This window comes from Mycobacterium sp., from assembly GCF_035506235.1.
Lineage (GTDB): Bacteria > Actinomycetota > Actinomycetes > Mycobacteriales > Mycobacteriaceae > Mycobacterium.
Genome location: NZ_DATJPU010000129.1, coordinates 1 through 20,892 on the forward strand (window position 1 = coordinate 1; position 20,892 = coordinate 20,892).

The 20,892-nt window shown below is 66.8% G+C and carries 19 protein-coding genes and 3 pseudogenes; 9 read left to right on the plus strand and 13 right to left on the minus strand.

Annotated elements, in window-relative coordinates:
* On the minus strand, positions 1-265 hold a 265-nt coding region (locus tag VMD50_RS11740; protein ID WP_325427926.1), incomplete at its 3' end, for a GlsB/YeaQ/YmgE family stress response membrane protein.
* A 61-nt stretch (positions 266-326) separates the two neighbouring features.
* On the opposite strand from VMD50_RS11740, the gene VMD50_RS11745 reads away from it, so the two are divergent.
* Both VMD50_RS11745 and mbp1 read left to right on the plus strand, forming a co-directional pair.
* Positions 327-527 (plus strand): hypothetical protein, encoded by a 201-nt coding sequence (locus VMD50_RS11745; protein WP_325427927.1) that lies wholly within the window; start codon positions 327-329, stop codon positions 525-527.
* 95 nt (positions 528-622) lie between these two features.
* Positions 623-862, plus strand: coding sequence for a microaggregate-binding protein 1 (mbp1, locus tag VMD50_RS11750; RefSeq protein WP_325427928.1), 240 nt, complete (start codon positions 623-625; stop codon positions 860-862).
* A 60-nt stretch (positions 863-922) separates the two neighbouring features.
* Here the strand turns inward: mbp1 and VMD50_RS11755 are convergent, their stop codons facing one another.
* Both VMD50_RS11755 and VMD50_RS11760 read right to left on the minus strand, forming a co-directional pair.
* Positions 923-1,939 (minus strand): dihydrodipicolinate synthase family protein, encoded by a 1,017-nt coding sequence (locus VMD50_RS11755; protein WP_325427929.1) that lies wholly within the window; start codon positions 1,937-1,939, stop codon positions 923-925.
* Between the two features lie 34 nt (positions 1,940-1,973).
* Positions 1,974-2,771, minus strand: coding sequence for an SDR family NAD(P)-dependent oxidoreductase (locus tag VMD50_RS11760; protein ID WP_325427930.1), 798 nt, complete (start codon positions 2,769-2,771; stop codon positions 1,974-1,976).
* Between the two features lie 139 nt (positions 2,772-2,910).
* Here VMD50_RS11760 and VMD50_RS11765 point away from each other — a divergent pair, with 139 nt between their 5' ends.
* The 3 genes and pseudogenes from VMD50_RS11765 to VMD50_RS11775 form a co-directional block, all read left to right on the plus strand.
* A complete protein-coding gene (locus VMD50_RS11765) occupies positions 2,911-3,699 on the plus strand; it encodes a TetR/AcrR family transcriptional regulator (RefSeq protein ID WP_325427931.1) in 789 nt (262 codons plus the stop codon).
* A 215-nt stretch (positions 3,700-3,914) separates the two neighbouring features.
* Positions 3,915-4,373, plus strand: a pseudogene (locus VMD50_RS11770) (enoyl-CoA hydratase/isomerase family protein); the annotation flags it as partial.
* 1 nt (position 4,374) lies between these two features.
* A pseudogene (locus tag VMD50_RS11775) lies at positions 4,375-4,644 on the plus strand (long-chain fatty acid--CoA ligase); the annotation flags it as partial.
* Here VMD50_RS11775 and VMD50_RS11780 read toward each other — a convergent pair.
* The 6 genes from VMD50_RS11780 to fabG form a co-directional block, all read right to left on the minus strand.
* Positions 4,620-4,940 (minus strand): hypothetical protein, encoded by a 321-nt coding sequence (locus VMD50_RS11780; RefSeq protein WP_414686048.1) that lies wholly within the window; start codon positions 4,938-4,940, stop codon positions 4,620-4,622. The pseudogene VMD50_RS11775 and the gene VMD50_RS11780 overlap by 25 nt on opposite strands.
* Positions 4,941-5,061: 121 nt before the next feature.
* Entirely contained in the window at positions 5,062-5,754 is a 693-nt protein-coding gene (locus VMD50_RS11785; RefSeq protein ID WP_325427933.1) for a GntR family transcriptional regulator, read from the minus strand.
* Positions 5,755-5,759: 5 nt separating this feature from the next.
* Positions 5,760-6,953 (minus strand): acyl-CoA dehydrogenase family protein, encoded by a 1,194-nt coding sequence (locus VMD50_RS11790; RefSeq protein WP_325427934.1) that lies wholly within the window; start codon positions 6,951-6,953, stop codon positions 5,760-5,762.
* Positions 6,950-8,152: a CoA transferase gene (locus VMD50_RS11795; RefSeq protein ID WP_325427935.1), complete on the minus strand. Its 1,203-nt coding sequence runs from the start codon at positions 8,150-8,152 to the stop codon at positions 6,950-6,952. The genes VMD50_RS11790 and VMD50_RS11795 overlap by 4 nt, the downstream gene beginning before the upstream one ends.
* Entirely contained in the window at positions 8,149-9,366 is a 1,218-nt protein-coding gene (locus VMD50_RS11800) for an acetyl-CoA C-acetyltransferase (protein WP_325427936.1), read from the minus strand. Before VMD50_RS11800 ends, VMD50_RS11795 begins: the two co-directional genes overlap by 4 nt.
* 24 nt (positions 9,367-9,390) lie before the next feature.
* On the minus strand, positions 9,391-10,140 hold the full coding sequence (gene fabG, locus VMD50_RS11805) for a 3-oxoacyl-ACP reductase FabG (protein WP_325427937.1): 750 nt from the start codon (positions 10,138-10,140) through the stop codon (positions 9,391-9,393).
* 123 nt (positions 10,141-10,263) lie between these two features.
* Here fabG and VMD50_RS11810 point away from each other — a divergent pair, with 123 nt between their 5' ends.
* From VMD50_RS11810 to VMD50_RS11820, 3 genes are all read left to right on the plus strand, one after another.
* A complete protein-coding gene (locus VMD50_RS11810; protein WP_325427938.1) occupies positions 10,264-11,436 on the plus strand; it encodes an acyl-CoA dehydrogenase family protein in 1,173 nt (390 codons plus the stop codon).
* Between the two features lie 48 nt (positions 11,437-11,484).
* Entirely contained in the window at positions 11,485-11,910 is a 426-nt protein-coding gene (locus VMD50_RS11815; protein ID WP_325427939.1) for a pyridoxamine 5'-phosphate oxidase family protein, read from the plus strand.
* A 105-nt stretch (positions 11,911-12,015) separates the two neighbouring features.
* Positions 12,016-15,279, plus strand: coding sequence for a LuxR C-terminal-related transcriptional regulator (locus VMD50_RS11820; RefSeq protein ID WP_325427943.1), 3,264 nt, complete (start codon positions 12,016-12,018; stop codon positions 15,277-15,279).
* Here the strand turns inward: VMD50_RS11820 and VMD50_RS11825 are convergent.
* From VMD50_RS11825 to VMD50_RS11840, 4 genes and pseudogenes are all read right to left on the minus strand, one after another.
* Complete coding sequence (locus VMD50_RS11825; RefSeq protein WP_325427944.1) at positions 15,265-16,344, minus strand: phosphotransferase family protein; 1,080 nt, start codon at positions 16,342-16,344, stop codon at positions 15,265-15,267. The two genes, VMD50_RS11820 and VMD50_RS11825, sit on opposite strands and share 15 nt — an antisense overlap.
* 110 nt (positions 16,345-16,454) lie before the next feature.
* Positions 16,455-17,198: pseudogene (locus VMD50_RS11830) on the minus strand (siderophore-interacting protein); the annotation flags it as partial.
* A 102-nt stretch (positions 17,199-17,300) separates the two neighbouring features.
* On the minus strand, positions 17,301-18,533 hold the full coding sequence (locus tag VMD50_RS11835) for a fatty acid desaturase family protein (protein ID WP_325427940.1): 1,233 nt from the start codon (positions 18,531-18,533) through the stop codon (positions 17,301-17,303).
* 9 nt (positions 18,534-18,542) lie between these two features.
* Positions 18,543-19,670, minus strand: coding sequence for a ferredoxin reductase (locus VMD50_RS11840; protein WP_325427941.1), 1,128 nt, complete (start codon positions 19,668-19,670; stop codon positions 18,543-18,545).
* Positions 19,671-19,934: 264 nt separating this feature from the next.
* On the opposite strand from VMD50_RS11840, the gene VMD50_RS11845 reads away from it, so the two are divergent.
* On the plus strand, positions 19,935-20,753 hold the full coding sequence (locus VMD50_RS11845) for an NAD(P)H-binding protein (protein ID WP_325427942.1): 819 nt from the start codon (positions 19,935-19,937) through the stop codon (positions 20,751-20,753).
* Positions 20,754-20,892 lie beyond the last annotated feature (139 nt).

A 20,892-nucleotide genomic window follows, 5' to 3' on the forward strand; every position in this document is an offset into this window, starting at 1 on the left:
ACGCCCGTCCGCCGGTGATCAGCTTGACGATCGCCAGCAGGATCACCGCCCCCACCAGACACGTCAGAAACGAGAACAACAACCCTCGCCCGTCGATGGTGACGCCCATGGCACGAAGGAGGAAACCACCGATCAACCCGCCGACGACGCCGACCGCGATGTTGAGGAGCAGGCCCATCTGCGCGTCGGTCCCCATGATTTTGCTGCCCACCCAACCGGCCACGCCCCCGATGACGATCCAGCCGATGACGCCCAGCGTGAGCACTGCCCGATCGTAACCGCGGGCGAGAGGTTTGGGATGGCGATGCGGGGGTTATCGATGACTCGTGAAGACGACGTTGAAAGCGCTGGCTCACCGCCTGCGCCAGGCGCGCGCGGTGGCGCTGCGGGCCGAGCTGACGGTGACGGCGGCGCAGATCCTGTTCTGGGCGGCGCTGATCGGCGTTCTTTCGGGTCTGGCGTTGCGCGCGTGGAGACGGCACCAAGGCAGCCAACCGGAGCCGGAGCCGCCGCCGCTCGCGGGCTGACGCTATGGCGCGCGCCACGTTGACGACATGTTTGCGCCGAACGCGGGTCCGGGAAACCTTCACTTAAGCCATCCATCAAGGGGAGGGAGATGCAAATGGTTGACATCAAGAGCGGCCCGATCGAGCTGGTCAGGGGCATCGTCGAGGATGTCTTTGGTAAGACCAAGCAGGTCATCGGCATCATCATCGGCCGCGATGACCTGGTGAACGAGGGCAAGGCGCAGCAGGACAAGGCCGACGCCCAGCGCGACGCCGGGAAGAAGGAAGCTGCCGCCGAAAAGGCGCGTGGCAAGGCCAAGGCGTACGAGGAGCGTGAGCGGGCCGAGCAGCAGTAAACGGCCGGCTTAGCGAGCGGGCCCGGTATCGATCGGGCCCGCTCCGCTTTGTAATTCGTTCTACTGCAACACGGTTTCGATGAGACCCAGGCGTTGATAGGCGCTTTCGATCTGGCTCTTTGCCTCGGCCGGCAGCTCGGCCTGCGGGGGGCGGGAATGCGGATAGTCGCCTATAGGCAGTCCCAGCAGCGACGCGGCGTACTTGAACGCCCCACCCCAATGGGTGAAGTAATCCGATCGCCCGGGGTAGCACGTCCACCACGAGCCGATGTCGAGGTCGAACCGGTCCATCCCGGACTCGCGCCCATAGTCCATCGCCTCCAGGAGCTTGTCGTTGAGCACCAGATCCCAATACTCGGAAAACAGTCGCCGCTGCGGGGTCTCGAACAGATAGCCGGCCGTACCCAGTTGCGCCGGGCAGACGATACCGGCACGCAACCACCCGGCGCGGTACACGGTCCTGTCGCATTCCCAGACCGCCAGGCCGGGCGCCAGCTGGTGCAGCCGCCGGCTCGCCTCCGGCCGGAACGCGCCCTCCTTGGTGGCGCACACCGCGGGCACCTCGTCGTAAATCCGTGCGCTCTCGGCCGGGGTCAAAACGTAGCCGGAGGACGGGGAGTTGAACATGCCCAACGCGATATCGGTGCGCGCGGCAACGTACTTGAAGAACCGCAACACGCCCTCACCCCCGTGGGCCTCCATCATCGGCGTTTGGATGTAGGCGATGTCGGCACCCACGTCTTGGGCATGCCGCGTCAATTCCAGACAGTCCTTCGCCGACATCGCCGCTGTGCAAGCCTGCACCACCACATCGGGATTCAGGCCGCGCGCGTCCTCGATCGCCACCTCTAACAGGCGTTTGCGCTCATCGAGGGTCAGTGACCAAAACTCGGCGATGCCGCTGGTACACCACAACATCGGGTGCCCGAGATCGCCGACGCAGTAACGCACCAGCGTCCGGTAGGCGTCCCAGTCGATGTCATCGCCGTCGGCGCCGCAGAACGGCGTGTAGAGCGAGTCGCCGATTCCCCGCAATGCTGCCCGCGCCCAGGTGCGCGCCTCAGTCGCCGTCGCCACAATCGACTCCTTCTGTCGGCCAAACGATTTCGGGTCAAGTGAAGTCCGAACCACCGTCGACGTTGATGTTGGCGCCGGTCATGTAGGAGTTGCGCCGCGATGCGAGAAACGCGGCGACCGGCCCTATTTCCTCCGGCAGGCCGGCCCGCGGCATCTGCGCGGGATGACCGAAATGCTTGGCAATGGCGTCCATCAGGGCGTACGGGTCGGTGCCGTCGACACCGACGGACTTCGCCCAGCCGACCAGCGACTCGGACGCGATGCTGCCGGGCGATACCACGTTGACCAAGATCTCGTCCTTGGCCAGCAGCAAGGACAGGTTTTTCGATACGCTCGTCAGCATCGACTTGGCGGCCGTGTAGGCGGGCAGCATGACGCTTTGCCGCTGGGTCGAGTGCGCCGAGAAGTTGACGATCCGCGCCCATTGCGCCTTGCGCAGCAGGGGAAGTGCCGAACGGACGCAGCGCACCATGCCCATGACCCCGTCCTCGACGGCCTGGTGCCATTGTTGGTCGGTCAGGTCGTCGAAGCGGCCCGCCGCGCCTGGCCCGACCGTATTGATGAGCACGTTGAGTTCGCCGCCCCACTGCCCCGCGAGATCGGCGAACACCTTCTCGACCGCAGCGGCGTCACCGATGTCGGCCGCGAGCCCGAGGGATTCCGGGCTACCGCGTCCCGTCAAATCGGCCACCGCAGAATCGAGCGCGTCTCGGCTGCGGCCGACCACCGCCACCCGGGCCCCTTCGTCGGCCAGGCAGCGGGCCGTCGCCAACCCCATCCCGCGACTACCACCGACGACCACCGCCGTGGCATTCGCCAGCCCTAGATCCATGTGTCCAGCCGTTTTACCAAAAAGCCTACGATAGGTATTACAGTAGCAGACGGAAAACGCGACGACACGCATGCGTATACGCAGGTCAGAGAGGAACTGCCGGTAGATTCCACTTTACCGGCGGCACGGCCAGACCCTGATGGAGGTGCCCGTAGTGGCAAAGCAGGCAACCGCTGATAAGCGTCAACGGCGCGAACGCGGGTCCATCAACCCGGACGACATCATCAGCGGCGCATTCGAACTCGCGGAGCGAGTGTCGATTGACAACCTGAGTATGCCGCTGCTGGGCAAACACCTCGGCGTGGGGGTCACCAGCATCTACTGGTACTTCCGCAAGAAGGACGATCTGCTCAACGCCATGACCGACCGCGCCCTGAGCAAGTACGTCTTCGCCACCCCCTATGTCGAAGCCAGCGACTGGCGCGAGACGCTGCGCAACCATGCCCGCTTGATGCGTAAAACGTTCATGGGCAACCCGATTCTGTGCGACCTGATTCTTATTCGGGCCGCCCTCAGCCCGAAGGCGGCGCGGCTGGGCGCCCAGGAGATGGAGCGCGCGATCGCCAATCTGGTGGAGGCCGGCCTGTCGCCCGAAGATGCCTTCGACACCTATTCCGCGGTCTCGGTTCATGTCCGCGGTTCGGTGGTGCTGCATCGGCTCTACGAGAAGAACCAGACGCCGGACAGCGGACCGCGCGCCATCGAGGACGCCGTGGCAATCGATCCGGCAACCACTCCGCTGATCGCCAAGGTGACCGGTCAGGGCCATCGCATCGGGGCCCCCGACGAGACCAATTTCGAGTTCGGCCTGGACTGCATCCTCGACCACGCCGGCAGCCTGATCGAGAAGGGCGCCAAGGGAGCCAAATCGGCGGCGTCCCGGCAACGCAAGGCGGCCAAGTCGAGCGGCCAGAGCGGACGAACCTAGACGGCAGCGGCCGTTGAAGGCGCTGTCTGAAGTCACATCCGCAACATACGTCTTCACTCCCGCGGGCATGTCCTTTGTCCGCCTCACAGCGACAAAATCCATTTGATGTGAAACGGCGCCCCGATTGTCGCTGTGCGGCGGGCAAATTGACAATCTAGTCTGCCGCTGAATCCGTTGTGGCAGAAGTGAACTAACGTGGTATCACAGCTCTGGCTCGTCCGCGCGCCGGCGATCTGGTGCGGCGCATGCCCCACGCCGCCCACCGCGTGATCGAACTCGTCGCGAGCGTCCAGCTGCCGGTGGTCTGCACCGTGCGGGGATGGGCGGCAGGATTCGGCTGCAACCTCGCGCTGGCCGCCGACTTAACCGTGGCCGCCGACGATGCGGTGTTCTGGGAACCGTTGGTGGACCGCGGCTTCAGCCCTGATTCGGGATCCACGTGGCTGTTGCCCCGGCTGGTCGGTGTGGCGCGTGCCAGGCGCATGCTGCTGTTCGGCGAGAAGGTGGGCGCCAGGGACGCGGCCGACTGGGGCCTGATCCACCGAGCGGTGGGCTCGCGCGAACTCGAGGACGCGGCCGAGAGGCTGCTGGAGCGGCTGGCCAACGGGCCCACCGCCGCGATCGGGCTGGCCAAGCAGGCGCTGAACTTCGGACAGCACGCGACGCTGAGCCAGCGTCGACAACGCCTACGTCGCCAACGTGCCGGGCGTCGCCGGCGAACGGGTGGGTGCGGCGGTGGTCTGTGGCGGTCAAGCGCTGACGCCCGAGTGGCTGCGCGAGTCGGCCCGAAAGTTGTTGAGCGCCTTCAAGGTGCCGACGGTTTGGTTATTGCTGGAATCCGACGACGACGTTCCGCGCGGCGCCACCGGCAAGGTCGACACCCAGCGGCTGCCCGAGATGTTGATCGACGCGAACCCGCCTTACGGCACCCGCGTCCAGGGCTGACAGTTCTGCGACTCGAAGGCCTTGACCGCAGTGTTGATGTTCGCGTACATCGGACCGATAGACATATTCGTCTGAAGTACGTGTTCCTTATTCGCATCAGGTGTGCTGTACGTGAACCACGCGCACATCGAGTCCTGTGTCGGCACATTGTTTATCCACACCCCAAAGGTCGACGCCGAACCGGCCGTGTGGTAAAGCCCGGGCGCGATGTCGGGCCCGACGACAAAGACGCCATTGCCGGGGATCGGATCGAGAGTATCGGCGACGGCCGGCGGCGCGAGGGCGATCCCGACCATGCACGCAACGAATAGGGCCGATGCGCGAATAGTTCGGGGCACTGTTCCTCGCTTTATGTTGTTGCCCCCTCCGAGGGCAGCCTATGCCTAGGCGTCCCTCAGCAACAACAGTTAGCCCGGCTCAGTGAGGATGGGGACCACTCGCGTCGACGACCACGCCTCGCGCGGTGAGGTGCGCCATCAAGGGCCCCGCGCCGGCGGCGAGGTGCTGCGACATCGCCGCGCGCGCGAGCTCCCCGTCGTGCTTTTTGAGCGCGGACAAGATCCGCCGATGATCCTTCATCGACTGTTGCGGCCAGCCGGCGATGGCGGGAAACACGGATTCCGGTGCGTAGCGGGTGATCTGCGACATCAGCTGGGCGAGTTTGGGCGAGTCCGCGGCAACGTTGATCGCCCGGTGGAACTCGTGATTGAGCCGAACAGTCCTGTCATCGTCAGCGCCGGCATAGGCTTCTTCGAGCTCCGCCTGGATCTGTTTGAGTTCGCGCAGCTGGTCGTCGGTGATGTTGGCCGCCGCCCGCGCGGCCAGTTCCCCGCCGACGTAACCCTGCACGTTCGCGACGTCGGCGACATCTCGTCCGGTGACGGGCAACACGACGAAGCCGCGGTGGGGCTGCTGGGCGATCAGGCCTTCGGCGCGCAGCGCGAACAGCGCCTCGCGCACCGGTGTGACGCTGATCCCCAGCTCCGCCGCCAGTTGATCCAGCCGGACGTAGGACCCCGCGGCGTAGCTGCCGTCGAAGATCCTCTTGCGGATCAGGCGCGCGACATCGTCGGAAAGTTGCGTCCGCGCGGCGAAATCCGGAACGGTCATCGGCGTCACACCTGATACTCGGCGAGCAGTCGCTTGCTGATGATCGACTTCTGGATTTCGCTGGTCCCCTCGCCGATCAGCAGGAACGGGGCGTCGCGCATCAGCCGTTCGACCTCGTATTCCTTGGAGTAGCCGTAGCCGCCGTGGATCCGGAAGCTCTGCTGGGTAACCTCCGAACAGTATTCGCTGGCAAGGTATTTGGCCATCCCGGCGGCGACGTCGTTGCGCTCACCGGAATCCTTCAACCGCGCCGCGTTGACCATCATCAGGTGCGCCGCTTCCACTTTGGTCGCCATCTCCGCCAACTGGAACGCGATGGCCTGGTGCTCGGCGATCGGCTTGCCGAACGTGTGCCGCTGCTGGGCGTACCGCACGGCGAGCTCGAAGGCGCGGATGCCGATACCGCATGCCCGGGCCGAGACGTTGACCCGGCCGACCTCGATGCCGTCCATCATCTGGAAGAAGCCCTGCCCCGGCTTGCCCCCGAGGACGTCGTCGGCGCTGGCCTGGTAGCCGTCGAAGATGAGCTCGGTGGTGTCGATGCCCTTGTAGCCCAGCTTGTCTATCTTGCCGGGTATCACTAGGCCGGGCACGACTTCGCCGAACCCGGTTGGCTTTTCGACGAGGAACGCGGTGAGGTTGCGGTGCGGGTTGTCGGCGCCCTCGTCGGTGCGCACCAACACGGCGATCAGCGTCGAACTGCCGCCGTTGGTCAGCCACATCTTCTGCCCGTTGATGGTGTAGTTTCCGTCCGGGTTGCGCGCCGCCCGGGTTCGGATCGCCGCGACGTCGGAGCCCAGCTCCGGCTCCGACATGGAAAACGCGCCGCGGGACTCGCCGGTCGCCATGCGCGGCAAAAAACGTTGCTTCTGCGCATCGGTGCCGTGCTGGCGCAGCATGTACGCCACGATGAAATGCGTGTTGAGCACCCCGGATACGCTCATCCACCCGCGCGCCAGCTCCTCGACGCACAGCGCGTACGTCAGCAGCGACTCCCCCAGCCCGCCATATTCCTGGGGAATCATCAGCCCGAACAGGCCCATCTCGCGCATCTGGTCGACGATGTGCTGCGGGTAGGTGTCGCCGCGTTCGAGTTCCGGCGCGTTGGGAATGACTTCCTTTTCGACGAATTGGCGCACCGTGGCGATGATCTCGGTCTGGAACTCGGTCAGGCCGAGGGTTTGGGCGAGTTTGGTCATGCGCAGGGTTCCCCTATCGTCTTGGCGCTCGTCAGGCGCGCGATGTCGGCCGCCGAAAGCCCCAGGCACTCGGCGAGCACATCGGCGGTGTCCTGTCCCAGCGCGGGCGCAGGCGCGCCGGCGGGATGGGCGCCGTCGAACGCGGCCGGCAGGCCCGGGGCGAAATGGTCCCCGACGCCAGGCTGGTGCAGTCGGGAAAACAGCGGATTGGCGGTCACTTTCGGGCTCGCGGCGACGTCGGCGAACGTGCGGTACCGCTCGAACAACACGGTGGTGCCCGACAGGGCGGCGGTGATCTCGTCGCCCGTGTGGTCGGCGAACCAGGTGGCGAACAGCCCCGACAGTGCGTCGCGGTAGCGGTAGCGGTCGCCCTCCGAGCCGAAGTCCACGCCCAGCGCCCCCTCGAGCGCCGACACAGCGGCGGCCGTGCCGGTCACGTCAACGAGGTCGCGAAAGTGCCTGCGGGTCAACGTGACAACCATGAACGCGACGCCGTCGCGGCTGGCGAAGTCCTGGCCGTACTGGCCGTAGATGGCATTGCCCAGCCGTTGCCGTTGCGTCCCGTTGACCTGGGGCTCGGTCAGCAGCCCGAGGTTTCCCGCAGTGGCCAGCGCCACGTCCTCCAGCGCCAGGCTGACGCGCGCGCCGACGCCGGCCCCGTCCCGGTGGCGGACGGCGGTGACGACGGCGAGCGCGGCGTAGAGGCCGCAGCACACGTCCCAGGCGGGCAGCACATGGTTGATCGGACCCCCGTGCCCGGCCGGACCGGTGACGAGCGGGTATCCCACACCGGCGTTGACGGTGTAATCCACCGCGGTGGATCCGTCCCCGCGCCCCAGCAGCTGGACGTGGATGACGTCGGAACGTTTGGCGGCCAGCACGTCATGGCTCAGCCAGGACAGGCCGGCGGCGTTGGTGACGACGATGCCGTCGCCCTCGACGATGAGGCGCTGAACCAGCTCCTGACCCTCGGCCGAGCGCAGATCGATGGTGGCCGAACGCTTTCCCTTGTTCAGTCCGGTCCAGTAGATCGACGCGCCGCCCGCGGCCAGCGGCCAGCGCTGGACGTCGGAAGCACCGCCGATCGGATCGACGCGGATCACCTGCGCGCCAAGCTGACGCAGTGTCATGCCGCACAGCGGTGCGGCGACGAAGCTGGACACCTCGACGACGGTGAGGCCGCTCAGGGGGCCGGTCATGCCGGGGCGACCCGTTCGAAGACCGCGGCTAGCCCCTGGCCGCCGCCGATGCACATGGTCTCCAGCCCGTAGCGCGCCTGGCGGCGCACGAGTTCGCGCGCCAGTGTGGCCAGCATCCTGCCGCCGGTCGCCCCGACGGGATGGCCCAGCGAGATCCCGGACCCGTGCACGTTGGTGCGGTCGTGGTCGGCGGCGCCGAACTTCCATTCCCGCATCACCGCAAGCGCCTGCGCGGCAAACGCTTCGTTGAGCTCGATGACGTCGATGTCGGAGAGCCGCAGGCCCGCCTTGGCGAGGGCGACCCCGGTGGCGGGCACCGGGCCGATGCCCATGATGTTGGGGGCCACGCCGGCCGACCCCCAGGACACCAAGCGGACCAGCGGCGTCAGCCCACGTTCGCCCGCCTTCTCCGGCGTGGTCACCACGCACATCGACGCGGCGTCGTTCTGCCCGCTGGCGTTGCCGGCCGTGACCGTCGCCTCCGGATCCTGGCCCAGCAGAACGGGTTTCAGCTTGCCCAATGACTCCACCGAGGTGTCGGCGCGCGGATGCTCGTCGGTGTCGATCAGTTCCTCGCCCTGGCGCATGCGCACCGCAACCGGGATGATCTCCTCGGCCATGATGCCGTCCTTCTGCGCGGCCACCGCGCGCTGGTGTGAGCGCACCGCCAACTCGTCCTGCTCCAGACGCGAGATGCCGTACTGGCGTCGCAGATTCTCGGCGGTCTCCAGCATCCCGCCCGGCACCGGGTAGTACCGGCCGCCGGCGGTCGTGCGTCCGCGCGCGAGGCCGTCGTGCACCCGGATGCCGCCCCGGGCGCCGCCCCAACGCATGTCTGTGGAGTAGAAGGCGACGTTGCTCATGCTCTCGCAGCCACCGGCGATGACGAGTTCGTTGTCGCCGTTGCCGACCTGCAGGCACGCCTGGATCACCGCCTGCAGGCCCGACCCGCAGCGCCGGTCGACCTGCATCCCCGGAACCGTCACCGGCAGGCCGGAATCCAACGCGACGACACGACCGATCGCGGGCGCCTCGCTGCTGGGGTAGCAGTGCCCGAGGATGACGTCCTCGACCGCCTCGGGCGAAATTCCCGTTCGCTCGAGCAGCCCCCTGAGGGCGGCGACGCCGAGGTCGACGGCGGTCAGCGACTTGAACATTCCGCCGTAGCGGCCGATCGGCGTGCGTACGGGCTCGCAGATGACGGTTTCGCGCATTGCCACTCCTCCGTTCGGATCCGCTCAGATGTGCCGGCCGCCGGTGACTTCCATCACGGTGCCGGTCATGTAGGAGGACAGATCGGAGGCCAGGAACAAGGCGACGCTGGCGACTTCGCTGGGCTCACCGGCGCGACCCATCGGGATCTCGGCCACCTTCTCGTCCCAAATGCGTTGCGGCATGGCCTCCGTCATCGCCGAGCGAATCAGGCCAGGGGCGATCGCGTTGACCCGGACGCCCAGGTAGGCAAGCTCCTTGGCCGCGGCCTTGGTCATCCCGACGATCCCGGCCTTGGCCGCCGAATAGTTGGTCTGGCCGATCATGCCGACCTTGCCCGACACCGACGACATGTTGACGATGGCGCCGCGCTTGTTTTCCCGCATCACGGCCGCCGCCAGCCGGGTGCCGTTCCACGTCCCCTTCAGGTGCACGGCGATGACCTGATCGAACTGCTCCTCGGTCATCTTGCGCATCGTCGCGTCGCGGGTGATTCCGGCGTTGTTGACCATGACGTCGAGGCCGCCGAAACGCTCGACGGCTGTCTGGATCAAGGCTTCGACATCGGGCGCCTGGGTCACGTCGCAGCGCACCGCCAAGGCGACGTCGCTGCCGCCCAGTTCTTTGGCCGCGGCTTCGGTTGCCTCCAGGTTCAGGTCACCGAGCACCACCCGCGCGCCCTCGGCGACGAATCGCTGCGCTATGGCGAAGCCCAGCCCTTGCGCGCCTCCTGTGACGACCGCCGTCTGACCGTTCAGCAACGACACCTGAATCACGCCTCCCTTGGGTTCGCTTCCGCCGCGGGGTACCCGACGGTCGAATATCATATTTTATATAGGATCGCTTCCGGCGCCGGGTGGGTGAACCCGAGCGATGAGTGCCACAGAGGAGCGTCCGCGATGACCACCGCCGAAGTCCAGGAAGTGCCCGACGACGACTTCCGGGACATCCTTGCCCAGACCCGACACTTCGTACGCACCGCCGTCGTGCCGCGCGAGCAGGAAATCCTGACCGACGACCGGGTGCCGGACGATCTTCGCGACCAGGCCAAGAAGATGGGCCTGTTCGGGTACGCGATCCCGCAGCGATGGGGCGGCCTGGGCCTCAACCTCGTCCAAGACGTCGAGCTGGCAATGGAATTGGGCTACACCTCGCTGGCCGTCCGATCGATGTTCGGCACCAACAACGGCATCGCCGGGCGGGTCCTGGTCGGCTTCGGCACCGACGGGCAAAAGCGCCGCTGGCTGGAGTCGATGGCTTCCGGCGAGGTCGTCGCCTCGTTCGCGCTGACCGAACCCGGCGCCGGATCGAATCCGGCCGGCCTGCGAACCAAGGCCGTCCGCGACGGCGAGCAGTGGGTGATCTCCGGCGACAAGCGCTTCATCACCAACGCGCCGGTCGCCAACCTGTTCGTGGTATTCGCGCGCACGCGGCCGGCCGACGACCGGGGCCCGGGGATCGCCGTGTTTTTGGTGCCGGCGGACGCCGCGGGCGTTCGGGTGGGCGCCAGGGACGCGAAGATGGGCCAGGAGGGCGCGTGGACCGCCGACGTCAGCTTCGACGACGTCCGCGTCGGGAGCGACGCGCTGATTGGCGGCAGCGAGGACATCGGCTACCGGGCGGCGCTGACTTCCCTGGCGCGCGGCCGGGTCCACATCGCCGCCCTCGCGGTGGGCGCCGCCCAGCGCGCGCTCGACGAGTCCGTGGCGTATGCCGCCACCGCGACCCAGGGCGGGACGCCGATCGGGAGCTTTCAGTTGGTGCAGGCGATGATCGCCGACCAGCAGACCGGGGTGCTGGCCGGTCGCGCGCTGGTCCGCGACGCCGCGCGGCTGTGGGTCACCAATTCCGACCGCAGGGTCGCGCCGTCGGCGGCCAAGCTGTTCTGCACCGAAATGGCCGGCAAGGTCGCCGATCTCGCGGTCCAGATCCACGGCGGCAGCGGCTACATGCGCGGAGTTCCCGTCGAGCGCATCTACCGCGACGTGCGCCTGCTGCGGTTGTACGAGGGGACCAGCGAAATCCAGCGCCTGATCATCGGGTCAAACCTGGTCAAGGCGGCGCAGCGATGAGAACGCCGCGCCGGGAATAGCCCCCGTGGTCTGGCGTTCGTAGTGCGCATGAGGAGTTTCAGCGAAGCCGAACGTCAGGAGTTTCTCGCCGCCAAGCACGTCGCGGTCCTGTCCGTCGCGGCGGACGGCCGCCCACCGGCCAGCGTGCCGATCTGGTACGACTACACGCCCGGTGGCAACATCCGGATCATGACCGGGACGTCTAGTCGCAAGGCCGGGCTCATCCAGCGGGCCGGCGCGGTGACGCTGGTCGTTCAGCGCGAGGAGCTGCCATATCAGTACGTGGTGGTCGAGGGCACCGTCGTCGACAGCACCACGCCCGCCCCGGCGGACATGCAGGAAGCCATCGCCACCCGCTACCTCGGCGAGGAGGGTGGGCGCGCGTTCCTCCGCAGCATGGAGGGTGTCGAGGAGGTGCTCTTCACCGTCCGCCCCGACCGCTGGCTCTCCGCCGATTTCACCGGCGACCTCTGAGCCCGGAAATCTACGCGCATACGCCGATGTTTTGCCGCTTGCGGTGACCGCATGCTGGCTAACATGAGCGAAACCGAGTGGAGCGACCTGCGCGTAGACGAAGCGATGAACCAGCCCTTGCCGACCGGCACCGTGACGCTGTTGCTGGCCGACGTTCAAGGGTCCACGCAGCTGTGGCACTCCCAGCCCGAGGAGATGACGGCGGCGATCGCAAACCTAGATCGAACGCTTGCCGATTTGGTGGGGGTCCATCGCGGTGTCCGCCCGGTCGAGCAGGGTGAGGGCGACAGCTTCGTCATCGCATTCGGCCGAGCATCCGATGCGGTGGCCTGCGCGCTTGCGTTGCAGCGAGCTCCGCTGGCCCCGTTGCGGCTGCGGATCGGGCTGCACACCGGCGAGGTGCAGCTGCGTGGCGAGAACAACTACGTCGGCCCGGCCATCAACCGGACGGCTCGGCTCCGCGAGCTCGCGCATGGCGGCCAGACGGTGTTGTCGGGCACCACCGGCGACCTGGTTGCCGACGCACTTCCCGATGACGTGTGGTTGAGCGGCCTGGGCACCCATGCGCTGCGGGACCTGCCCCGCCCCGAGCGGGTCGTGCAGCTATGCCATCCCGACCTCCGCAACGAATTTCCGCCCCTTCGGAAGCGCGAAACTCTTGCCGCTCAACACCTTCCGGCACAGCTGACGAGCTTCGTGGGGCGGGACGCCGAGATGGCCGAGGTGCGCGCCATTCTCACGCAGCACCGGTTGGTGACGTTGACGGGCGCCGGCGGCGTCGGCAAGACCCGGCTGGCGGTGCAGGTCGCGGCCTCCCTCACCGCTGAGTACGGCGACGGAACGTGGTACGTCGACCTCGCCCCGCTCACCGATCCCGACCTGGTACCCATCGCCACCGCGCGGGCCTTGGGGCTGCCAGACCAGCCGGGGCGCTCCCCGGAGAAAAGCCTGCTGCAGTTCATCGGCGAGCGGCACCTGCTGATGGTGCTCGACAACTGCGAACATCTGCTGGATGCCAGCGCGGCGCTGACCAGTGCCTTGTTGGGGGCCTGCCCGCGGTTGACGGTGCTGGCGACGAGCCGCGAGCCGATCGGCATGAGTGGCGAGGTGACGTGGCGGGTCCCGTCCTTGTCGCTGGGCGACGACGCGGTCCGGCTGTTCACAGACCGCGCCAGCCACGCGCGTCCCGGCCTCACCGTCAACGACGACAATGCGGCCGCCGTGCGTGAGATCTGCCGTCGCCTGGACGGCATGCCGTTGGCTATCGAGTTGGCGGCAGCGCGGGTACGCGCCCTGTCGCCCAACGAAATCCTCGCCGGCCTGCAAGACCGGTTCCGGTTGCTGACCGGCGGATCGCGAACCGCGGTCCGCCGCCAACAGACGTTACGGGCGTCGGTCGACTGGTCCCACGCACTGCTGACCGAGCCCGAGCGGATCCTGTTTCGCCGGCTCGGCGTTTTCCTGGGCGGATTCGATCTCGACGCCTGCCGAGAAGTGGTCTGCGACGAGGACCTGGCACCGCACCAGGTGCTGGACGTGCTGGCGCTGCTCGTCGGCAAGTCGCTCGTGAACGCCGAATCCGGCAGCGGTTCAACGAGATACCGGTTGCTCGAGACGATCCGCCAGTACGCGCAGGAAAGGCTCGGCGAAGCTCCCGAGGCGATCGAGATCCGGGACAGGCACCGCGATTATTTCACCGCGATGGCCGCAGTACTTGACGCGCCGGGGAACAGCAGCCTGGATGTCTTGCTCGACCGAGTAGAGACCGACATCGACAATCTGCGCGCCGCTTTCGCGTGGAGCCGGGAGAACTCCGACACCGATAGCGCGTTGCTGCTCGCCACCTCGCTGCAACCGCTGTGGCTGACGCGGGGCTGTACCAAGGAGGGGTCGGACTGGCTTGACCTCGGTCTGGCTGACGCCGAGGCCTCAGAAGCCAACGTGACACCGACTGTGATGGCGAGGGCACTCGCCGACAAGGCGTATCTCGACAACATGCGTACCGCGGAGAGCCTGGCTCGAGCCAAGAGCGCGTTGGCAATCGCCCGCGAACTCAACGACCCGGCCTTGCTTGCGCGAACCCTCGCCGCGTGCGGCCGCGTTATCGGCTGGGATGCCGACCTGGCTGAGCCATACCTGTCCGAAGCAGCCAACCTGGCACGCGACTTGGGCGACCGGTGGCGGCTGAGCCAGATCCTCTACTTCCAAGCCTTCACGGCGGTCTCTGGCGCGGGAGATCTGGATGCCACGGTGGCCGCCGCCACAGAGGGCCGCGACCTCGCCGCCGAAATCGGTGACCGGGGTTACTCACGCGGGTGTCGATGGTGTCTGAGCGGAGCGCAGTTCATGCGCGGCGATGTTGCGGGAGCAGAGGCGTTACTTCGCGATTTGATGGCCGAATCGGACGCGGCTCACGCGTTGATCTTTCAGGTCGCCGGGCGATCGAGTCTCTGCCATGTGCTGGCGAACAGCGGACGCGGCGACGCAGGCCGGGCCGTCGCGCTCGAGGCGCTCGATGGTGCAGCCGAGCTTGGCATATACATGGAGGGTGTCGTGTATGCGGCGTTGGCCTTCGCTGCATTGGCGGCCGGTGATGTCGACGCGGCAGCGGATGCAAGCGACGCGGCCCACGAGAGGTTGGCAGGGTGGTCGTGGCTCGCCTCCACCTTCACCAAGCCTGCCGCACAAGTCGCGCTGGCTCGTGGTGATCTGGCGATCGCCCGCCGCTGCGCCGACGATGACGTGGCGGCGTCGACCGGCGCGTTCAGTGTCCACGCTTTGACAACCCGCACACGCGTGGCCTTGGCGGAAAACGAGCCGGGGCAGGCGGAGCGCGACGTCCACGACGCGCTGACCCGTGCCGCAGAACTGCGAGTGCACCTATTCGTTCCCGACCTGCTGGAGTTGCTCGCCGCTTTGGCCCATGACGCCGGGAGCCACGTCGAAGCGGCAAGGCTGTTCGGTGCGGCGCACGCGGTCCGTCAGCGTACCGGCATCGTGCGCTTCCGGGTGTACGATGCCGAATACGCGGCGTCGGTGGCAGCGACCCGTGAAGCGTTGAGCGACAAAGATTTCGACGCCGCCTGGGAGGCTGGCGCGGCCCTGTCGACCGACGAGGCGATCGCCTATGCGCGGCGCGGGCGAGGCGAACGCAAACGGCCGCCCACCGGTTGGGACTCGCTGACCCCGGCCGAGCGCGACGTCGTCCGGCTCGTCAGCGAGGGGCTGGGTAACAGGGACATCGGCGACCGGCTGTTCGTCTCACCGCGCACCGTGCAGACGCATCTCACGCATGTGTACGCCAAGCTTGGTGTGACGTCGCGCATGCAGTTGGCCCAGGAAATCGCCCGCCGATCAGTGCTCGATTAGATCCAGCGTCCCGAGCTCGCGGATGGCCCGGCAGCCGCGGCTCAGCATGGTGAGCACCATGTCGTCGCCGCGATCGGTGGCGGCGGCGAAGGCGAACCCGAGCGCCGAGATCAGCGGTGCCTGCAGCACCCCGAGCCGGTAATCGCGCCAGCACGTTTCGCTGTCGTAGCGGGTGACCCCGCAGCCGACCAACGCTCGGTGATAGTCGGCGACGAGGTCGTCTTCGATGCGTGCGCGCAGTTGCGAATCCAGGCTGGTTGCGGTGAAGTAGGCGAGATCCCTGGCCGGCAGACCGACGCCGAGCGTCTGCCAGTCGACCACGCTGACCCGCGTGCGGTCCGGGTCGAACAGCATGTTGTCCAGGCGATAGTCCCCGTGTAGCAAGGCAAATCGGTCGTACTCGGCCAGCAGCCATGGTGCCACCAAACCCATTGCCGCGCTGAAGGTATCGCGGTCTTCGAGGCTCAGCCGAGCGCCCAGCTTCGCGAGCGTGATGTCGGCGCTCATCTTCGCCACCTCGCCCATGCCGTTGGCGCCGGCCTCGTCCGGCCGGGCAAACGCGATACCTTCAAAATCCAGCCAGACCGGATCGCACCAGCTGGGCGCGTGCAGGCCGGCGAGAGCGGTCACCGCCAGGCGCGCTTCGGCTTCACCGCAGCCGGCGAGCTGATCGCCCTGCACCGCCGGCGCTTGATCGGCCAGCAGCAGGGCGAAATCCATCGCTTCCTCGGTGATCTCGCAGTAGAAGCACCGCGGCGTCGGTATCTGCACCCGGTCAGCCACGGAAGCGTAGAAGGCGCATTCGCTGCGATATCCGATGACGACGCGGTCACGCACCGTGTCGTCCTGCGCCGGCAGCTTGATCACGAACGTGGGCGGCAGGTCACCCGGGTCCGTCGCATATCTGGCGGTCACTCGGTAGGTCGCGCCGGTCTGCCCGGTGCCGATGGCAGCCACCTCGACGTCGGAGACCTCGACGGGGGTGCGGCGGTCACTCAGCGTCGCCGACAACCATTCGGGCGTCACGTCCGCCGGGTACCGCGGAATCGACACCACAGCACTCACAGGCACGCCTCCAGTCCTCCGGCGGTCGACTGACCGCTCAACTGTAAGGCATACGGCAAGCGCCACGGTCGACACGACGTCCCCTGGTGCCGCGAAGGCAACGCCTAACCGCGTCGGGTGCCCATCGCGCGCGCGGTGCGCCAGTACGCCTGAGCGTGTATCGCGGCCCTGGGGAATCCGAACTCGTCCCGCAGCCGCCGCCGGACATGCCTGAGGGTCGTGGCCTCCGGCGTCGCCCAGGCGTACCAATCCGACCAGTCCCGGCTTTCGATCGCCGCGGCCAGCGACGTCTCGTCGCGGTGGGCAACCCAGTGGACCCGCAGGTTGGGGTGCTGCGCGAGCGGGATCAGCGTGTCGTTGTCGTCGTGCTGCTCGAGATACATCTCGATCGGGACATCGTCGGGAACCGTTGCGACGATCCCGTTCATGCCCGGGATGGACGCGGAGTCACCGATCAGCAGATAGCCGGCCGGTTGCTGCTCGGGGACATCGAAACGCGCCGACCCCATCATCGACATGACCGCGATCGTCGTGCCGGGTTTTACGGTGCGCGCCCACAGCGACGCCGGACCCGCCGGTTCGTGCAGCACGACGTCGACCGCGAAACGCCCGGCGGCGGTGTCCGCCTCGCAGATCGTGTAGGCGCGCTGGAATTCGGTGTTGGACCCGTCCGGGTCGGGGAACCAGAACCGCAGCCACGCCGCGGGTGTGGCCCGCGCGTCCTCGAACAGGGTCGGCGATCCCAGTCGCACCCGCACGAAATGTGGTGCGAGGCGGATGGTTTCGATCACGGTCGCCGTGTGATCACGGGCACCCAAACCGCGCAGTATCACGCCCTGCAAGCCGCGCGCCATCAGGAGTCCTGCCCAATTGATTGCATCTGGAAGCCTTCGCCTCGATAAGTCAGCCTCTCCAAACTAAGGGTTGCCTTACCAAAGGTCAAACTGGGTCGCCGGCTACGCCGCCCGCCCCGACCCGCGCAACTCCCGCAGAGCGGTGCGCAGGCCACGCCGTTTGCCCGTCTGGGGATCGACGAAACTCTCCCGCAGGCCCTCGCGGACGCGGAACTTCAGCTCCGAGCGCGTCTCGCGGGCGTCGTCGGGGGTCGCCTGGAGAAGCTTGTCGGGCAGGGCGAGTTTGAGAATCGTCCAGAACGTCTGCATATATTGCCGGCCAAGGGATCCCGTGGTGTACGGCAGATCGTACTTGTCGCACAGCTCGCGCACGCGCACCGCGATCTCCGCATAGCGATTGCTGGGCAGGTCCGGGAAGAGGTGGTGCTCGATCTGGTAGCACAGGTTCCCGCTCATGAACGCCATGAGCGGGCCGGCGTTGAAGTTCGCCGATCCGAGCATCTGGCGCAGGTACCACTCGCCATGGGTCTCGTTCTCGAACTCCTCGACGGTGAACTTCTCGGCGCCGTCGGGGAAGTGGCCGCAGAAGATCACCATGTACGCCCAGAGGTTGCGGATCAGGTTGGCGGTCATGTTCGCCTTGGCGGTGCGCTTCCAGTTGCGGCCGGTCAACGCGGGAAAGATCAGGTAGTCCTTGCCTTCCTGCTTGACGACCTTCTTGCTGATCACCCGAAGATCTTTCATCGCTTCGGCCCAGCTCTTTTCCTTTTTGCGGAGCTTGGCCGTCTCGATGTGGTGCAACGCGACGCCGTACTGGAAGAAGGTGCCCAGCAGCATGTTGTAGATCGGGTTGCCCAGCATCCAGGGTTCCCACGGTTCGTCACGGGTGACGCGCATGATCCCGTAGCCCACGTCGGCGTCGAGGCCGACGACGTTCGTGTACTTGTGGTGGACGAAGTTGTGGGAATGCTTCCACTGCACGCTCGGGCAGGTGGTGTCCCACTCCCACTCAGTGGAGTGGATCTCGGGATCGTTCATCCAGTCCCACTGGCCGTGGATGATGTTGTGGCCCAGTTCCATGTTCTCGATGATTTTCGCCGAGGCGAGCATCGCGGTGCCGGTGAGCCACGCAAGCTTGTTGTGGCTGGCGAACAACACGATTCGTCCGCCGGCGGCCAACGCACGCTGCAACTGAATGGATCGGCGAATGTAACGGGCGTCGCGCTCGCCGCGGGACTCCTCGATGTCGGCGCGGATCGCGTCGAGCTCCTGGGCGAGTTGCTCGATGTCCTCGGTGGTCAGGTGTGCGTATTCCTTGATGTCGGTGATTGCCATCCGTTTCTCCTAGATCTTGATGGTGCAGTTGCCGGACGCCGTGGAGATGCAGGTTTGGATGCGGTCGCCCTCGCGGTGTTCGGTGCCCGACCGGAAGTCGCGCACGTGCCCTGACTCCAGCGGAAGCACGCACGTCTGGCAGATGCCCATCCGGCACCCGAACGGCATCTGGATCCCCACCTTTTCGCCGGCTTCCAGAAGCGATGTGGCGCCGTCGATTTCGATCGTCTTGTCGGAGACGGCGAAGGTGACCGTGCCGCCCTCGCCGCCCTTGTCCGTGGCCGCGATGGTGAAGCGCTCCATGTGCAGTTGATCGCTGCAACCGGCCGTTTTCCATGCCTCTTCGACCTTGTCCAGTAGGGCGTTCGGGCCGCACACCCACGCGGGGCGCTCGCGCCAGTCGTCCACGATGTCGGCGAGGTGGTCGAAATCGACGTGACCCTGGCTTTGCGTGAGCTGCAGGTGAAGTCGGTACCCCGGCTGGGCCTTCTCGAGTTCGCGCAGTTCGTCGTGGAAGATCACATCGTTCGCGCTGGGCGCCGAGTGGATGTGCGCGATGTCAGACTTCTGCCCGCGGGAGTTGAGGGTGCGCAGCATGGCCATCACCGGTGTGATGCCGCTGCCCGCGGTGATGAAGAGGATCTTCTCGGGCGGCGGGTCGGGCAGCGCGAAGTCTCCCTTCGGCGACGCCAGGCGCACGATGGTGCCCGGTTTGACGCCGTTGACCAGGTGGGTCGATAGAAAACCCTCGGGCGTGGCCTTGACGGTGATGGTGATGTCCTTGTTGTCGCGGCGCGGGATCGACGTCAACGAATAGGAGCGCCAATGCCATCGGCCGTCGATACGCAGGCCGATGCCGACGTACTGGCCCGGCTTGTAGCTGCCGGAAAAGCCCCAGCCCGGCTTGATCGTGACCGTCGCCGAGTCGGCGGTTTCGGGGCGCACGTCGACGATGAGGCCGCGCAACTCCCGCGCCGACCACAGGGGGTTGAGCAGCTTGAGGTAGTCGTCGGGCAACAGCGGGGTAGTCGCCCGGGCGGCGAGACCGCGCGGCACATTGACCCAGGATCTGGCGGTCTGCACGCCCTTCGCGGGCGCCGTGCTCCATCGAGTGAGGCTACGAAGCGGAGAAGCCATAGTTGTTCCACCGGTTTGATCGAAGCTTCCGTGAGCCGGCCGGCTCACGCTTCCCCATCGGCTTCCCAACCGGGGCGTTCGATAAACACCTGTTCTCTGGATTGTCGCCGTCGTCCGCACCAAGAGCCATGCTGCCTGCGCGTTTGCGCCTCTTGGTGGATTCGGACGCCATTCGACACGGGGTCAGTTCGTGTATACCGAACCGCCGAGGTCAACGCGATCGGCTACGATCATTTCCAAATCCGTTGAGACAAGGGTGCTTTCATGGCCGAGCCGCCGACCTACCTGATCACGGGCGCCGGCGGCGGTGTGGCGGGCATCAGCCCCCAGGTGGTGACCCGGCTGCTCCGCCGCGGCGAGGCTGTTCGCGCCATGGTGCATCACGACGACGCCCGCGCCGACGCGCTGCGCGCCGAAGGCGCCGAGGTGATCGCCGGCGACCTGACGAACCCGGTCGACGTATTCGCGGCGATGTCGGGCATCAGCCGGGTGTTCTTCAACATGAGCGTGTCGCCGGATTATCTGCAGGCCACCACCGTGGTGTGCGTGGCCGCGGAGGAGCTCGGTGGCCTGGAAGTGCTGGTGAACATGTCGCAGATGACGGTCTCCCAGATGGCGACGACCAGCACGGAGGAGTCCAGGCAACAACGCCTGCATTGGCTGGCCGAGCGCGTCATCAACTGGTCGGGCCTGCCGGCCGTGCACGTCCGGCCGACCGTGTTGCTCGAGAACCCGCTCTTCGACATGCTGGCGGCCCGCTCGATCCGCGAGACCGGCCAACTGTCACTGCCGTTCGGAAACGGGCGCACCTCCCCCGTCGCGTCCAGCGATGTCGCCGACGTCGTCACCGCCGTGCTTTTGGCGCCGCGGGACCATCTCGGCGCGGTCTATGAATTGACCGGTCCAGCAACGCTTGACGCCGACGAGCTCGCCGAGCAGTACTCGCACGCCCTTGGCCGGCCCGTCACCGCGGTCCGGCCGTCTGCGTTTGGCGGACGGCGGCGTTCGGGTAGCTCAGGTGCGACATCGAGACTTCCGGCAAAGTGCGGAAGGCCCCGGCGGCGGCCGTCACCGCCCCGGTGAATGGCCGAACTGAAAGGAGTACGACATGCAAGAGACTACGCCGGAAAACGCCCTGAACTGGCGCGAGCTAGCCGACCAGCTAACGCTCGCGCAGATCGCCGAGTGTGAGCAGACCCCGAATCTCACTCACCGGCTAAAT

Coding starts and splice junctions, on each gene's coding strand:
- mbp1 (WP_325427928.1), top strand. CDS start 623: ATGGTTGACATCAAGAGCGGCCCGATCGAGCTGGTCAGGGGCATCGTC.
- VMD50_RS11760 (WP_325427930.1), bottom strand. CDS start 2,771: ATGGATCTAGGGCTGGCGAATGCCACGGCGGTGGTCGTCGGTGGTAGT.
- VMD50_RS11765 (WP_325427931.1), top strand. CDS start 2,911: ATGGAGGTGCCCGTAGTGGCAAAGCAGGCAACCGCTGATAAGCGTCAA.
- VMD50_RS11780 (WP_414686048.1), bottom strand. CDS start 4,940: ATGGTCGGGATCGCCCTCGCGCCGCCGGCCGTCGCCGATACTCTCGAT.
- VMD50_RS11785 (WP_325427933.1), bottom strand. CDS start 5,754: ATGACCGTTCCGGATTTCGCCGCGCGGACGCAACTTTCCGACGATGTC.
- VMD50_RS11790 (WP_325427934.1), bottom strand. CDS start 6,953: ATGACCAAACTCGCCCAAACCCTCGGCCTGACCGAGTTCCAGACCGAG.
- VMD50_RS11795 (WP_325427935.1), bottom strand. CDS start 8,152: ATGACCGGCCCCCTGAGCGGCCTCACCGTCGTCGAGGTGTCCAGCTTC.
- VMD50_RS11800 (WP_325427936.1), bottom strand. CDS start 9,366: ATGCGCGAAACCGTCATCTGCGAGCCCGTACGCACGCCGATCGGCCGC.
- VMD50_RS11810 (WP_325427938.1), top strand. CDS start 10,264: ATGACCACCGCCGAAGTCCAGGAAGTGCCCGACGACGACTTCCGGGAC.
- VMD50_RS11815 (WP_325427939.1), top strand. CDS start 11,485: ATGAGGAGTTTCAGCGAAGCCGAACGTCAGGAGTTTCTCGCCGCCAAG.
- VMD50_RS11820 (WP_325427943.1), top strand. CDS start 12,016: ATGAACCAGCCCTTGCCGACCGGCACCGTGACGCTGTTGCTGGCCGAC.
- VMD50_RS11835 (WP_325427940.1), bottom strand. CDS start 18,533: ATGGCAATCACCGACATCAAGGAATACGCACACCTGACCACCGAGGAC.
- VMD50_RS11840 (WP_325427941.1), bottom strand. CDS start 19,670: ATGGCTTCTCCGCTTCGTAGCCTCACTCGATGGAGCACGGCGCCCGCG.
- VMD50_RS11845 (WP_325427942.1), top strand. CDS start 19,935: ATGGCCGAGCCGCCGACCTACCTGATCACGGGCGCCGGCGGCGGTGTG.